Source organism: uncultured Bradyrhizobium sp., from assembly GCF_947648125.1.
Classification (GTDB): domain Bacteria; phylum Pseudomonadota; class Alphaproteobacteria; order Rhizobiales; family Xanthobacteraceae; genus Bradyrhizobium.
Genome location: NZ_CANSMR010000034.1, coordinates 1 through 14,470, shown reverse-complemented (window position 1 = coordinate 14,470; position 14,470 = coordinate 1). Strand labels below are relative to the sequence as shown.

Below are 14,470 nucleotides of genomic sequence, written 5' to 3'. Positions count from 1 at the left end.
AATCGTTCGCGCCCTCGACGATCGCTACTCGCTTGCGAAGAAAGGCCGGCGCTACTCGAGGGAATAGCGCCACATAGTCAGGCGCTGGTTGTAGTTGAGTTGCGCCGGGTTGTACGTATTGCCCGCGTTGAAGAACTGAAGCTTGCCCACCGAATGCATGCCGTTCTTGTCAGGTTGCGCGACAAATATGCCGTATCCGGGACCGTAGGACGTCGGCAGATAGACCGGCTCGGAGAAGGTCTGGAGATCTTTCGACCAGATCACGCCGATCTTTGAGTAGGTCGACGCGGCGTCATCGTCGCGGGCGTTGGCGAAGATGACGAATGCTCCATTGTCGAGACGGGTCATCGTCATGGCGTGGATGTGACACGCGCTCTGCGGGCTGTAGCAGGGATGCTCGGGGTCGGCAAAATATTGCGAGAAATAGACTGCAAGGTCGGGCACGATCAGGTTGCCATCCCGATAGAGCTTGAACGTCCGTGAGAAGCGGACGTTCGAGGCCACCTTGTGCGTGGCATCGACCTCGTCGAGGTCGGCGCTGCGTACCATCGAATAGATCGCGCGTGACTGCCTGTCCCAGAAGTGGGCCAGCGGATAACGGTCGGCTCCGAACAGGCAGCTGTCGCCGTGGTTTGCCGGATCGGTTACGGTATCCGGCGTAGCGTCGCTCCATCTCGCGACGAACGATCCGGCATACTGTCCCTCGAACGCGATGACGTTCTTGTAGACGGAATACGTCAATTCACTCTCCGAGCAGGGCGTGTAGTTGGCGAGCACGGTCAAGATGCTGATGCTGCCGTCGTCGCGAATGGCGACATGCGGATATTCCGGTGCGTAGGCCGGCGAGGGATATTCGGCGATGAGCTGTTTCGGCATCCAGGGCCCGGTGTATGGCGGAAGTATTTTTGTTATTTCGAGCCGTTGGCTTCGCGCAGGTCCTCCGGTGCCATATCCGGCGATCACGATTTCGCCGGCAGGGCCCATCGCTCCTCCGAGGTAGCTTAGAAGCTCGTCACCTTGGTTCTCGAACCTCGATAGCAAGGTCCATCGAGCCGGAACCGATGCTTTCGGATCGAGCGAGAGCAGTTGGATGATGGAACGGTGATCCTTGGCGCGGGCCCAATAAGCGACGAGCAGCCTGGTTCCGTCGGTAAACAACAGTGGGGGATGATAGGCGAGCTCGGCCTGAAAGCCGTCCGGCGCGAAGGCGTGCCCCATATCCAGCGGTTCCGAGAACGTTACGCCGTTTCTCAGGATTTCAACGCAGTACAGACCCGGGTTGGCCGGATCGCAAGGAGCGAAAATGGGCGCGTACTGATCGTCGCCGATGACGACGATCATTGGGCTCATCACGGCCCAGCCGATCGGGATCGAAGGCTGTAGCTTCCCATCCAGGAGATAGGACGTGTTCGCTGCGGCGCCCGCGGCCTCCAGTTTCATTTCCTCAACGAGGCCTTCCGCGTGAACCGTCCTGGAGATCGCCGCAAGCCCGATTGAAACAACGCAGAGCAGAAGAAGGTAACCTGCTCTCATCGTTCGCCCGGCGCCGCGGGAACGTCGATGGACTTCTCTTGCCCAAATTCCGAACGCAGACAGCGCGCGCTGCCTGCCTCTACGGCGCACCCCGGCTGCGTCCTGCACCCCGCGACGACACGGGACAATCACGCCGCCACCAGCGACCGCGGATCGCGCACGGGCCAACGGCCGGCCTCGACCAGTGCGATGAAGCGCTCGACCGTCTCGTTGAACAACGCCGGCTCCTCGAGGTTGAGCACATGGCCCGACTTCGGAAAGAAGGCGAGGCCGGCGGCCGGCAGATGCTGTTTCAGGAACATGCTCGGCGCGATGCAATTGTCGTCCTCGTCGCCGCACAGGATCAGCGCCGGTGTCGCCGCGCGCCTGATGGCGTCGGTCATGGTGTAGATCGAGGGCCGGCCGCCCTGGAAGCTCCGCATCGTGTTGGCCGAGCCTTTGGCGTCGTGGCGGGCGAGCCCGGCGTAGAAATCGGCGTGGCCGCGCGGGTCCTTGACCAGGAACGGAATTCGGCTCGGCGCCTCGCGCGTCACCTTGGCGACCTCGGCCGAGCCGATGGTCTCGAGCTGCTCGGCATTGGTGCGGCACTGCGCGCGGAACGCATCGAGATTCTCGAGGCTCGAGCCGGAGCCGACGGCGGCCAGCGTCATCGACAGCGCGCGCTCCGGCGCGTTCAGCGCGACCTGAAGCGACGAATAGGAGCCCATCGAGAGCCCAATGAAATGCGCCTTGGCGATGCCGAGGTGGTCGAGAACCGCGAGCGCGTCGGTGTAGAAGTGCGTGTAGGTGTAGACGTCGGCACTCGCAGGCACGTCCGACGGCGTGTAGCCGCGCGCGGAATAGGCGATGCAGCGGTGTCCGCGCGAGAAGTAGCGCATCTGCGGTTCCCAATTGGTGTGATCAGCTGCGAATTCGTGCAGGAAGATGATCGGGGTCCCGCTGCCTGCCTCCTCGAAATGCAGGCGGACATGATCTTTCGTGACGGCGTGGGGCATTGAAATTCTCCTCTCGTTGGCCGGCCCCAGATTTGCAATTAATTTCCGCGGCTGCAATGCGGCAGTTCTGGCTATTTTCGTCATGGAATCTGCGCGGAATGACCCAGAAATCGTTTCCTGAGCGCCGCATGAAATCTCCCTCGCGCCACATCCCGATTTTCAAAACCGCCGCCGCATTCCCTTGGGAACGCGACGGGGAATCGGGGGGCGTTTCAGAGGATCTCGTGAAGTATGGTTCAGTTGCTTGCGTATCGCCGGTCGCTTCGAGTTTTGGCGCTGGCCCTGTGTTCGCTCACGCTCGCCGTGATCTCCGCCGCTCCGGCGTCCGCCCGTCCGCACCATTCGCGTCACGCGCATTCGGCCCACGCCGGCCATCACGCGCGGCATGCCGCTCATCATCACTACCGGCACACCGCGCGGCTGTCGCGCGCCGAGCGTCGCGCCCGGATGCAGGCGGGCGGCTTTGGCGAGGCCAATGCGGCCGTAATGCCCGGCGCTGAGGCCGCGTCGAACACCGACGCGAGCGCGACCGGTGGCTTCGGCTCGTCCGGCATCGTCGCTACGGCGCGCCGCTATCTCGGTGGCGGCAACCCGACCGACCGCTCCAGCCTGTGGTGCGCGCGTTTCATGAACATGGTACTGCAGCAGACCGGCCATCGCGGCACCGGCTCCGACATGGCGAGCTCGTTCGCCAAATACGGCACGCGCGTTTCGGGGCCGCAGGTCGGCGCCATTGCCGTGATGGGCCGCCGTGGCGGCGGTCATGTCGGGATCATCACCGGCGTCGATGCCAAGGGCAATCCGATCATGATCTCGGGCAACAGCGGCCATCGCGTCCGCGAGACGCCGGTCTCGCGCGGCCGAATCTACGCCTATGTGATGCCGACGAACTGAGGCGCGACCAACCACCTCTGCCTCGGACTGCCGGGGAGAGGTGGCACGCGCGGCGCAACGGTCAGCTGGTGCCGTCGGCCAGCTTACTTCTCGTGCTCCTTCGCCTCGATCGTGTCGACGTTGGTGGTCTCGAGGTTGCTCAGGGGGACTTCGACCGCAGCGGGTTGATACCAGGCGAATTGCGAGAAGTAGTTCGCGAGCACCTGATCCTTGAAGAACCGGCCATGCCGCGCGAAAATCTCGTTTCGTGCGATGCGCAGCTCGATCGCCGACATGTCCTTGAGATCGGCCTCACTCAGAAATCGTCGATCGGAATCAGGAAAGAGAAAGCCGTCATGCGTCTTGGCGCGCTGCGTGACGGAGGCCGGAACGGCGGGCGGCGTCGCGCGTCCGACGGTGGTCTGATCGTCCTGTCCGCCTGACTTCACCACGGTATGTTCGAACGCGGGCCCGACGGTCCAGACGGCCAGCGCCAATGCCGCGGCGGCGAGGCCTGCGCCGTACTTCCAGTAGCGCTTGATCGGCGAAACTTCACGCAGCGGCGATCGTCCGGCCTCACTCAGGACCTCGTTGATCGTATCGATCAGGCGGGTCATGTGCATGCGAAAATCCTGACCCGAGTCGACCCGGGCGGCGTTGCAGAGGTGCAGGAAGCGAAGCGATTCCGGCAGCTCGGCGGCCTCCGGCATGGTTGCGCCGTTCACCAGCAGCGGCAGCAGCGTCTTGTTGTGCTTCAGCGCCGTTTCGATCTCGAAGCGCACGGAATCTGCGGGATCCTCCAGACGCGCAGGTTTCCCATCGTCGGTCTTGCCGATCCAATGCGGACCGATCACCGCGATGACGATGTCGCAGGCGACGATGGCCTTGGCGATCCGGTCGACGAAGTTGGCGCCGGTGCGAATGCTGTTGACGTCGAAGAAGACGGATTTCTCACCGTACTTCTCGATCAGATGGTCGGCGATGCGGCCCGCTGTGTCCTGATCGACTCGCCGGTACGAAACCATGATCATGCTCATGGCAACCCCGTGCAATCAATTTCGACAAATTTGCTGCAATTCAAAATGTCGAGTGAAGTCTATTGCACGCAACCGAACATTGCAATGCGATGCACGTATATGCCGTCTTCAAGGAATACGGAACCTGGCGTGACCTAGTGCGGTTCCGCTGCAATCGTGTCGCCCACAGCCGCACCGCCGTCGCTGATGATCTCGGCATAGATGCCGCATTCGTTGTTGCCGAAGCGCTGCATCAGCGTGTTCGGGACCGAGAGGTCGCGCGCGCCGGTTTCGGGATCGACATTGACCGCGGCGCAGCGGGTGATGCGCTTCACCACCTTGGCCCGTGCGCTGCCGATCGCAATGGTCTGGTCGAGCAGGCCGGCCTCATGCCAGGCCGGCCAGCCCTCGACATAGAGGTTGGCGCGGAAGCGCAGCGGATGGACCGGCGCCTGCACCATGTCCTCGATCGCCCGCAGGCTGGCCAGATTGATGATCGAGACCACCTTGCGCGGCACGTCGGAAAAACTGTGCCCGGGGCTCACGAGCACCTTGGGTGGGCCCTTGATCTGGCCGACATGGCGATCGGCGAAATAGCGCTCGATTGCCGCGCGCCCGGCTTTCGTCTCGAGATCGCCCTGGGCCACCATCGCGCCATCCCGGCGCAAGGTCAGCACGTGGCTGTCATCGTCGAAATGGGCGCGCAGCGGCGCCAGCCACTCGTCCCGTTGCAGCATCAGGAAATGCGGCTTCGGCAGCCATTTCGGCGCCGACGGATCGAAACCGCTCGGGCCGTTCTCGATTGCGTAGCGGCGATCCGACCGGAGCGTCTCGCCGACCTTGAGCTCGGCGCGGGGCAGCGGCTCGGGCGTCAGACCCTTGACGGGATAGCGGTAGATGCCGGTGATCCGGGCGGAGGAGATGTGCGTTGTGTCCATCCGCCCGCTCTAGCCTGTTTGGTGCGCGAGGAGAACCGCCGCCAACAGTGAGGCAGCTAGTCGGGCCGCGCCGCGCCCGCGGCGTCCAGCATGCGCTGCATGAACACGAGTTCGAGCCAGCGCCCGAACTTGCGCCCGACCTCCGGCATCCGCGCGACCTCGACAAAGCCAGCCTGCGCGTGCAGCCGAAGCGAGGCGGGATTGCCGCCGTCGATGCCGGCGATCATCACGTGCTTGCCGAGCGCCGTCGCAGCGGCCACCAGCTCGTCGACGATGACGCGGCCAAGCCCGCGGCCGCGATGATCGGCGTGGATGTAGACGCTGTGCTCGACGCTGTAGCGGTAACCCGGGAAGGCGCGGAAATCGCCGAACGTGCCGTATCCGAGCACCACAGGCCCATCGGCCGCGACCAGCACCGGGTAGCCCAGCGCCAGCCGGGCCTGCATCCAGGTCAGCCGCTCGGCGTCGGAATCCTGCTTCTCGGTCCAGATCGCGTTCGAGTTGACGACTGCCTCGTTGAAGATCGCGGTAATCGCAGGAATGTCCTGCTCGGTGGCGGGGCGGATAATCATCGGTCGTTCCTCGACAGGCCTCTTGAATGATCCCTACCGTCCACTATATAAGACAACATGTCAATTATAGAAGACAATGCCGATCAGGCTCTCGGGCGGCGGGTTCGCGCCGAACGGGAAGGCCGCGGCTGGTCGCTGGCGGAACTCGCCGGGCGGGCAGGCGTGTCCAAGGCCATGCTCAGCAAGATCGAGCGGGCCGAGGCCAGCCCGACGGCGGCGACGCTGTCGCGGATTGCCACCGCCTACGGCCTGACCATGGCCGCGCTGTTCGAGGTTGCCTCACACAGTTCCCGCCTGCAGCGGGTCAAGGATCAGCCGGTATGGCGCGATCCGAAGGCAGCCTATCTGCGGCGGCAGGTGTTCCTGCACCCGGCCAATCCGTTGGAACTGGTGGAAGTCGAGCTGCCTGCCAGACAGGAGGCCGGTTTCCCTGCCAGCGCCTATCACCTGGTCCGCCAGGTGGTCTGGGTCATCAGCGGCCGCCTCACCTTGATGGAGGGGGCGGAGCGCCACGAGCTCGCTGCGGGTGACCGCGTCGAGCTCGGGCCGCCGTCGGACATCGTGTTCCGTAACGAAACTGCTCAGCCCTGCCGCTACCTTGTCGCCATCGTGCGGCGCTGAGCTCCATCGGGTGAAATCGCAGACCGTGGCTCTTCCGTTTCGGAACCAAGTGCCCACATCTGCGGCAAGCCTGAAAAATGATGGCGACGACCAGAGGCTGGTTGAGGAACGTCAACGCGGCCCGCGGAAAACCCAATGAAGATGCCGTTGTCATGCCTGAATGGGTGACGATGGCAGGCCGAGGGAAAACGAATGAACATTGAGAAGTACACCGAGCGCTCGCGCGGATTCATCCAGTCTGCTCAATCGCTCGCAATGCGCGACGGTCACCAGCAGTTCTCGCCACTGCATCTGTTGAAGGTGCTGCTGGACGACAATGAGGGGCTCGCCGGCGGTCTGATCGACCGTGCAGGCGGCAATTCCAGAGCGATCCTGAAAGCGACCGAAGAGGCGCTCAACAAGCTGCCGAAGGTTTCGGGCAACGGTGCCGGACAGGTCTACCTGTCGCCGGAGCTGGCGCGCGCCTTCGATGCGGCCGAAAAGGCTGCCGACAAGACCGGCGACAGCTATGTCACCGTGGAGCGGCTGCTGCTCGGGCTGACGCTCGAGAAGGGTAGCGAGGCGGCTTCCATCCTGAGCAAGGGCGGCGTCACGGCGCAGAACCTGAATGCGGCGATCGAAGCGCTGCGCAAGGGCCGCACCGCCGATAGCGCGACCGCCGAGAACGCCTATGACGCGCTGAAGAAATATGCCCGCGACCTGACCCAGGCTGCGCGCGACGGCAAGCTCGACCCGGTGATCGGCCGTGACGAGGAGATTCGCCGTACCATCCAAGTGCTGTCGCGGCGGACCAAGAACAATCCCGTCCTGATCGGTGAACCCGGCGTCGGCAAGACCGCGATCGTCGAGGGCCTGGCGCTGCGCATCCTCAACGGCGACGTGCCCGAGAGCCTGAAGGACAAGAAGCTGCTGTCGCTCGACATGGGCGCCTTGATCGCCGGCGCGAAATATCGCGGCGAGTTCGAGGAGCGGCTCAAGTCCGTCCTGCAGGAGGTCTCGTCCGCCGAGGGCGGCATCATCCTGTTCATCGACGAGATGCACACCCTGATCGGCGCCGGCAAGACCGATGGCGCGATGGACGCGTCCAATCTCCTGAAGCCTGCGCTCGCACGCGGTGAGCTGCACTGTATCGGTGCGACCACGCTCGACGAGTACCGCAAGCATGTCGAGAAAGATGCCGCGCTGGCCCGCCGGTTCCAGCCGATCTATGTCAGCGAGCCGACGGTCGAGGACACCATCTCGATCCTGCGCGGCCTGAAGGACAAATACGAGCAGCATCACGGCGTGCGCATCACCGACTCTGCGTTGGTGGCCGCGACCACGCTGTCGAACCGCTACATCACCGACCGCTTTCTGCCCGACAAGGCCATCGATCTGATGGACGAGGCGGCGGCGCGGTTGAAAATGCAGGTCGATTCGAAGCCGGAAGAGCTCGATTCGCTGGATCGCGACATCATCCGGCTGAAGATCGAGCAGGAGGCGCTGAAGAAGGAGACCGACGCCGGCTCGAAGAGCCGCTTGCAGACCCTGGAGAAGGAACTCGCCGATCTCGAGGAGAGGTCGGCCGCGCTGACGGCGCGCTGGAGCGCGGAGAAGAACAAGCTCTCCAACGCCCAGAAGCTGAAGAGCGAACTCGATGCGCTCCGCGTCGAGCTTGCCAATGCGCAGCGTCGCGGCGAATTCCAGAAGGCGGGCGAACTGGCCTACGGCCGGATCCCCGAGCTGGAAAGGAAGCTCGCGGATATCGAGGCCCAGCAAAGCGGCAAGCCGAACGGCGGCGAGATGATGGAGGAGGCGGTCACCGCCAACCACATCGCGCAGGTCGTCTCGCGCTGGACCGGCGTGCCGGTCGACAAGATGCTCGAGGGCGAAAAGGACAAGCTCCTGAAAATGGAGGATGCACTCGCCAAGCGCGTCGTCGGCCAGGCCGAAGCCGTGCGTGCGGTGGCAACCGCCGTGCGCCGTGCCCGCGCGGGCCTGCAGGATCCGAACCGGCCGACCGGCTCGTTCATGTTCTTGGGCCCCACCGGTGTCGGCAAGACCGAACTGACCAAGGCGCTCGCCGCTGACCTGTTCAACGACGAGACAGCGATGGTCCGCCTCGACATGTCCGAGTTCATGGAGAAGCACTCGGTCTCGCGGCTGATCGGCGCGCCTCCCGGCTATGTCGGCTACGACGAGGGTGGTGCACTGACCGAAGCCGTTCGGCGCCGGCCCTACCAGGTCGTGCTGTTCGACGAGATCGAGAAGGCGCATCCCGACGTCTTCAACGTACTGTTGCAGGTGCTCGATGACGGCCGCCTGACCGATGGTCAGGGCCGCACCGTCGATTTCCGCAACACGCTGATCATCATGACCTCGAACCTCGGTTCGGAATTCCTGGTGAATCAGCCGGAAGGCGAGGACACCGCGGCGGTCCGCGATCAGGTGATGGGCGTCGTGCGGGCGCATTTCAGGCCGGAATTCCTGAACCGCATCGACGAGATCATCCTGTTCCACCGGCTGCAGCGGAACGAGATGGGCCGCATCGTCGAGATCCAGTTCGCGCGGCTGACCAAGCTGCTCGAGGATCGCAAGATCGAGCTCACGCTCGATCCGAAAGCGCGGAATTGGCTCGCGGAAAAGGGCTGGGATCCGGCTTACGGCGCCCGCCCGCTGAAGCGGGTGATCCAGCGCAGCGTGCAGGACCCGCTGGCCGAGATGATCCTCGCCGGCGAGGTCAAGGACGGCGATCGCGTGGTGATCTCGGAGAAGGGCAACGTGCTGACCTTCAACGGTCAGGTGCCCAACACCGCCGAGATCGTGCAGTTCGATGCCCCGGTCTCGAAGCGCAAGCTGAACTGACACGCATGCAAAAGCCCTCCCCGCGGTCGCGGGGAGGGCTTCGTCGTCCAGGCTATTCCTGCGGGACGGTCGGTGGACTGAGCTGACCAGGCTCGTCGTCATCGGCGGGTTCGAGTTCGGACAGGATATCGACCAGCTCGCGGGCGCGGCCTGTGGCCAGCGGCCTGCCGGCGTTCATCAGCGGCTCGTCATTGGCAAGCCAGGCCTGGGCTTCGGCAAGTTCGGTGATCGTGGCGCCGGATGCGATGATCCTGGCGATGGTGACATCGTCGGCGTGGCCGACGGCCTTCAGCACATCGTCGCGGGTGAGCCGAGTCATGGCGCAAATCCTTGTGCACATGTTCGTTGAGCACGACCAAACCCCCGCCCGCCGGCGATCCGCGCCAGCGGGTAGGGATGCGTCAGTTCAAGGCCTTAGCTGTGCGTTGTGAGCCGGGGCGGATGTTGGGACATCGCCCAGAGCTCAATCGCAGCAAGGACTGCAACGGCGATGCCGATCACCACGTGCACGGTCGTCGCGGTGGTCATTGCCTGGAACCCGAGGACCCAGGGCGAGACCAGCGCCCAAAGCCCGACGATGAGGTTCAGCCACTCCTCCCAGACCGCGAATGCCGCGAGCGCGGCGATCGCAAGGACCGCCATCACGAGGCCGACGATGTGGGCGTTGGTGGAAACCGTTCCGGCGTCGAACTTGAACAGCCACGGCGACAGGAAGAGAATCGCGCCGAGGATCAGGTTTGCGACGTCGCACAGTTTTGCGTTCGTCCAGTTCTCCATGACACCCTCCATTGGAGGTTTCACTGACGAATCAACTGGATGATGGCCGTTCGGGTTCCCACCTTGCGGCGCGAAATTTATTGAAACTGGCGGCGTGACGGCCCGGAAACGGCATCGCATCTGATCTGCGCCTGCAGCGTTTCGCAGGATCTGCGCGGCCGGACAGGCCGGCCTCTTGCATCATCAGCGGTTGCTGATGGACCGCGTCATCGGCGCGCTGCCGGTGGCATCCGAGACGATGCGCGAGCTGCCGCGGCTGGACATCTGGGCTTCGATCCGGTCGCGCTCCTTCTCGAAATTCGCCAGCATTGGGCCTTCGAGTGAGCGGCCGCGCGGCAGCTTCACGCGCATCGGGTCGACGAATCGGCCGTTGACCAGGATTTCGTAGTGGACGTGCGGGCCGGTCGACTGGCCGGTCGAGCCGACAAAGCCGATCACCTGGCCCTGCCGCACCTTCTTGCCGATCTCCATGCCCTTGGCGAAGGCCGACATGTGGCCGTAGGCCGTCTCATAGCCGTTCGAATGCTTCATGCGGATATATTTGCCGTACCCGCCCTCGTATCCGACCTTCTCGAGCACGCCATTGCCGGAAGCGAAGATCGGCGTGCCGTAGGCGGTGGCCCAGTCGACGCCGGTGTGCATCTTCACATAGCCGAGGATCGGGTGGCGGCGGCCGCCGAAGCCCGAACGCATGATCGCGTTGTTGACCGGCTTGCGCACCAGGAACTTCTTCGCGCTCTTGCCGGTCTCGTCGTAGTAGTCGACGAGGCCATCGTCCGAGCTCTGGAATCGGTAGTATTTCTTGGTTTCGCCGCCCACGGTCAGCGCGGCGTAGAGCACTTCGGTCTTTTCGGTGCTGGTGACGCCCTCGTCCTCGCCGGCAAAGAACACGTCGAACGAGTCGCCGGGCTGGACCTTGCGCTGGAAATCGACGTCGTAGGAGTAGATCTTGACCATGTCTTCGATGACGGTCGGCGGCACCTTGTTGCGCAGCGCGGTCTCATAAATGCTCTGATAGAGCCGCACGCCGCTGCCATCATCCTCGTCATCGTCGCTGGAATTGTCGGCGGTGTCGGTTGTGGTGTTCATGCTCTGCACGTCGACGGCGACGTATTTGCCGAGATCGGACAGGGCGGCGACGGCCTCGACGACGGATTCGTTGGCGACGATCACGCGATAGGGCTGCAGCCGGGCACCTGGCGCTGCCGGCGCCATCAGGATTCGCACCTTCTGGCCTTCCTTCAGCCCGCCGTCGCGGCCGCGCGGGCCGAGCGTTGCGGCGATCGCTTTCGCCTCGTCAGGGGTTGCGCCCTGATCGCGCAGGATCGAGGTGATGCTGTCGCCCTTCTTGACGAGGTGAACCCGTTCGCCGACCGGATTGCCGCCGGTGACCTGCTCTTTGGTCTTCGGCAGCAGCGTGACATTCTCCGGCACCACGCGGGTCTCGAAGCCCGCATACGGGTCGGAGGTGTTGCCCTCGGTGGCGTAGGCCATCCTGATATCAGGGCCGGCGCCGGTGGCATCGGCCGCGGCACTGGCAAGTGACGCGTAGCGTACCGAGCCGCCAGAGCCGCGCCAGTTTGCGGCGTCGCGGACCCGCATCAGCACGTCGTCGAGTGCGACAACGGCGGCGAGCTTGGCTTTCGGCAGCACGGATCCGAGATCCTTGGTGACGAAAGAGACCTCGGCGTCGGGCTCGGCGGCGTCGGCCGCATTCGGATCCTCGGCCGCCGCCGGCGTGTCGGAGCCGACATCGGTCAACAGACGCTGCGCGTTGAATGCCGGAATCTTGGACGACAGATCGCTCGTGGTCATCGAGAGATTGCCGGAAATGCGGATGAAGGGCCGCACCCGCATCACGTCGCGATTGCCGACGCGCGTCACGGTCGACACGCGCACCAGGCTGCGGGAGGCGGAGGATTCGCTCGGCGGCGGCAGGCGGTCGCCCTTGTGCAGGCTGACGACGCGATCATTGCCGGTGAAGGCGCCGCGCAGCGCGCCTTCGACGCGCTCCGGCACCTTGGCGAAGGTCATCTCGCCATCGAGCGACGCAAAAACGGCGCCGCCGATCAGGGCCGCGCCACATAATCCAGTCAGAATGGTGCCACTGAACCATTGGACGGAGACACGGCGGCGATCGATCACCGCAGCCTCGGTGCCGTCGACTGAAAGCGGCGGTTCGTGACCGAGATCGATCATCCCGGTCTCGCGCCCATTACCGCTTCCGCGTGACGCCCGTTGGCTCAACCCGATATCCCCCCAAATTCCAGCAACTGCGATCGACCTCTGCTCGTCCTCGTCCCCACCTCAATCCTCCGAAAAGGAATCTCGGCAGTGTGGCGAGCCACACGCATCGAAATCGAGAAGCCGATGGCCATTAGCTAGCCGCGATCTCGAACGTCAATGGTGTGCAGATCTCTCGATGTTGCTCGGCCGCGTAGGGAAGAGGCGACGGGTTCTTGGAGAAAATCGCCTGGTCCCCCAGAAAAACCACCCGTGCCCCCACAGGTTACGAGCGGTTCAATGCATGTCTTATAGCCAGAACGTCGCAGGATTGTGGCTCAAGTGCGGCGTTTGAGGCGGAAAACCTTCCTGAAGGAGATCGATGCCGCCGCCCGGTCTGGGGCGTCGGGGAACCCGTTCCGGAGGGCCTCTCGAGCCCCTCGCCGACAAACTTTTTTTAAAGTTTTTTGCCGCGCGCGCTGGGTTGCGAATTTTTACCGCCGACTTAAGTCATGGAAAATACGAGGACTTTTTCGCACTGCACACACGATTTTGGCGTGCGACGATTTGTTGACAATGGTCGTTGACAATCCCGAGGGGTGGGGACTATAAACCAACCACTGAGCGCGGCGCCGCCGGGTCACTGACCAAGGCGAGCGAACGCGCCACTGATGCTCCTCACTTCGATGATGAGTGACACAACAGCCGACATAAATCGGTTGAGGTTCACCGTCCGTCGCTGAAGGGTAGAACCACCCTCTAAGGGTGTGGGATCGTAAGATCCCGGGCTGTTTGACAAGTGAAGATGAAGAAAGAGAAACGTGGACGGCGGAGTCCTTGCGTCCCTCGGAATACTTGAAGGCTTCGGCTTTTGACTTTCTGAGGGTGGACGAAAGACTTCGGCGGTACACGTTTTAAAGGTTACACCATCGTTGCCAGCGATGTGAATCGTAGGCAGCTCGCAGACTTCGGTCGGCGAAGAATGGTGGGACCTCGTCAAACGTTGTGATCAGCCGGTTCAAAAGTTCAAGTCCAACTTGAGAGTTTGATCCTGGCTCAGAGCGAACGCTGGCGGCAGGCTTAACACATGCAAGTCGAGCGGGCATAGCAATATGTCAGCGGCAGACGGGTGAGTAACGCGTGGGAACGTACCTTTTGGTTCGGAACAACACAGGGAAACTTGTGCTAATACCGGATAAGCCCTTACGGGGAAAGATTTATCGCCGAAAGATCGGCCCGCGTCTGATTAGCTAGTTGGTGAGGTAACGGCTCACCAAGGCGACGATCAGTAGCTGGTCTGAGAGGATGATCAGCCACATTGGGACTGAGACACGGCCCAAACTCCTACGGGAGGCAGCAGTGGGGAATATTGGACAATGGGCGCAAGCCTGATCCAGCCATGCCGCGTGAGTGATGAAGGCCCTAGGGTTGTAAAGCTCTTTTGTGCGGGAAGATAATGACGGTACCGCAAGAATAAGCCCCGGCTAACTTCGTGCCAGCAGCCGCGGTAATACGAAGGGGGCTAGCGTTGTTCGGATTTACTGGGCGTAAAGCGCACGTAGGCGGATTTTTAAGTCAGGGGTGAAATCCCGAGGCTCAACCTCGGAACTGCCTTTGATACTGGGGATCTTGAGTTCGGGAGAGGTGAGTGGAACTGCGAGTGTAGAGGTGAAATTCGTAGATATTCGCAAGAACACCAGTGGCGAAGGCGGCTCACTGGCCCGATACTGACGCTGAGGCACGAAAGCGTGGGGAGCAAACAGGATTAGATACCCTGGTAGTCCACGCCGTAAACGATGAATGCCAGCCGTTAGTGGGTTTACTCACTAGTGGCGCAGCTAACGCTTTAAGCATTCCGCCTGGGGAGTACGGTCGCAAGATTAAAACTCAAAGGAATTGACGGGGGCCCGCACAAGCGGTGGAGCATGTGGTTTAATTCGACGCAACGCGCAGAACCTTACCAGCCCTTGACATCCCGGTCGCGGACTCCAGAGACGGAGTTCTTCAGTTCGGCTGGACCGGAGACAGGTGCTGCATGGCTGTCGTCAGCTCGTGTCGTGAGATGTTGGGTTAAGTCC

11 protein-coding genes and 1 rRNA gene are annotated in these 14,470 nt (G+C 62.9%); 4 read left to right on the top strand and 8 right to left on the bottom strand.

The window, feature by feature from the left end:
• Positions 1–51: 51 nt before the first annotated feature.
• Together Q0030_RS35140 and Q0030_RS35135 are read right to left on the bottom strand one after the other, a co-directional pair.
• The gene (locus Q0030_RS35140; RefSeq protein ID WP_298377997.1) at positions 52–1,341 is read right to left on the bottom strand and encodes a hypothetical protein; all 1,290 of its coding nucleotides are present in this window, start codon (positions 1,339–1,341) and stop codon (positions 52–54) included.
• Positions 1,342–1,661: 320 nt separating this feature from the next.
• Complete coding sequence (locus Q0030_RS35135; RefSeq protein ID WP_298377994.1) at positions 1,662–2,528, bottom strand: alpha/beta hydrolase; 867 nt, start codon at positions 2,526–2,528, stop codon at positions 1,662–1,664.
• A gap of 231 nt (positions 2,529–2,759) precedes the next feature.
• Between Q0030_RS35135 and Q0030_RS35130 the strand changes: the two genes are divergently transcribed.
• Complete coding sequence (locus Q0030_RS35130; RefSeq protein WP_298377991.1) at positions 2,760–3,422, top strand: TIGR02594 family protein; 663 nt, start codon at positions 2,760–2,762, stop codon at positions 3,420–3,422.
• An 83-nt stretch (positions 3,423–3,505) separates the two neighbouring features.
• Here the strand turns inward: Q0030_RS35130 and Q0030_RS35125 are convergent, their stop codons facing one another.
• From Q0030_RS35125 to Q0030_RS35115, 3 genes are all read right to left on the bottom strand, one after another.
• A complete protein-coding gene (locus tag Q0030_RS35125) occupies positions 3,506–4,438 on the bottom strand; it encodes a YARHG domain-containing protein (RefSeq protein ID WP_298377989.1) in 933 nt (310 codons plus the stop codon).
• 134 nt (positions 4,439–4,572) lie between these two features.
• Entirely contained in the window at positions 4,573–5,355 is a 783-nt protein-coding gene (locus Q0030_RS35120; RefSeq protein ID WP_298377986.1) for an MOSC domain-containing protein, read from the bottom strand.
• 56 nt (positions 5,356–5,411) lie between these two features.
• Entirely contained in the window at positions 5,412–5,927 is a 516-nt protein-coding gene (locus Q0030_RS35115; RefSeq protein ID WP_298377983.1) for a GNAT family N-acetyltransferase, read from the bottom strand.
• A 57-nt stretch (positions 5,928–5,984) separates the two neighbouring features.
• Here Q0030_RS35115 and Q0030_RS35110 point away from each other — a divergent pair, with 57 nt between their 5' ends.
• Both Q0030_RS35110 and clpB read left to right on the top strand, forming a co-directional pair.
• Positions 5,985–6,548: an XRE family transcriptional regulator gene (locus Q0030_RS35110; protein WP_298377979.1), complete on the top strand. Its 564-nt coding sequence runs from the start codon at positions 5,985–5,987 to the stop codon at positions 6,546–6,548.
• Positions 6,549–6,740: 192 nt separating this feature from the next.
• On the top strand, positions 6,741–9,392 hold the full coding sequence (gene clpB / locus Q0030_RS35105; protein WP_298377977.1) for an ATP-dependent chaperone ClpB: 2,652 nt from the start codon (positions 6,741–6,743) through the stop codon (positions 9,390–9,392).
• Between the two features lie 52 nt (positions 9,393–9,444).
• Here clpB and Q0030_RS35100 read toward each other — a convergent pair whose 3' ends face one another.
• From Q0030_RS35100 to Q0030_RS35090, 3 genes are all read right to left on the bottom strand, one after another.
• On the bottom strand, positions 9,445–9,711 hold the full coding sequence (locus tag Q0030_RS35100; RefSeq protein ID WP_298377975.1) for a hypothetical protein: 267 nt from the start codon (positions 9,709–9,711) through the stop codon (positions 9,445–9,447).
• Positions 9,712–9,806: 95 nt separating this feature from the next.
• Positions 9,807–10,169, bottom strand: a complete 363-nt coding sequence (locus Q0030_RS35095) for an SPW repeat protein (protein ID WP_207840399.1) — start codon at positions 10,167–10,169, stop codon at positions 9,807–9,809.
• A gap of 183 nt (positions 10,170–10,352) precedes the next feature.
• Positions 10,353–12,416, bottom strand: coding sequence for a M23 family metallopeptidase (locus Q0030_RS35090; protein WP_298377968.1), 2,064 nt, complete (start codon positions 12,414–12,416; stop codon positions 10,353–10,355).
• Positions 12,417–13,425: 1,009 nt separating this feature from the next.
• Between Q0030_RS35090 and Q0030_RS35085 the strand changes: the two genes are divergently transcribed.
• Positions 13,426–14,470, top strand: a 16S ribosomal RNA gene (locus Q0030_RS35085); the annotation flags it as partial.

Excerpts from the sequence above, each read along its gene's own strand:
- Q0030_RS35095 (WP_207840399.1), bottom strand. The coding sequence starts at position 10,169 with ATGGAGAACTGGACGAACGCAAAACTGTGCGACGTCGCAAACCTGATC.
- Q0030_RS35115 (WP_298377983.1), bottom strand. The coding sequence starts at position 5,927 with ATGATTATCCGCCCCGCCACCGAGCAGGACATTCCTGCGATTACCGCG.
- Q0030_RS35135 (WP_298377994.1), bottom strand. The coding sequence starts at position 2,528 with ATGCCCCACGCCGTCACGAAAGATCATGTCCGCCTGCATTTCGAGGAG.
- Q0030_RS35100 (WP_298377975.1), bottom strand. The coding sequence starts at position 9,711 with ATGACTCGGCTCACCCGCGACGATGTGCTGAAGGCCGTCGGCCACGCC.
- clpB (WP_298377977.1), top strand. The coding sequence starts at position 6,741 with ATGAACATTGAGAAGTACACCGAGCGCTCGCGCGGATTCATCCAGTCT.
- Q0030_RS35110 (WP_298377979.1), top strand. The coding sequence starts at position 5,985 with ATGTCAATTATAGAAGACAATGCCGATCAGGCTCTCGGGCGGCGGGTT.
- Q0030_RS35120 (WP_298377986.1), bottom strand. The coding sequence starts at position 5,355 with ATGGACACAACGCACATCTCCTCCGCCCGGATCACCGGCATCTACCGC.
- Q0030_RS35125 (WP_298377989.1), bottom strand. The coding sequence starts at position 4,438 with ATGAGCATGATCATGGTTTCGTACCGGCGAGTCGATCAGGACACAGCG.
- Q0030_RS35140 (WP_298377997.1), bottom strand. The coding sequence starts at position 1,341 with ATGATCGTCGTCATCGGCGACGATCAGTACGCGCCCATTTTCGCTCCT.
- Q0030_RS35130 (WP_298377991.1), top strand. The coding sequence starts at position 2,760 with ATGGTTCAGTTGCTTGCGTATCGCCGGTCGCTTCGAGTTTTGGCGCTG.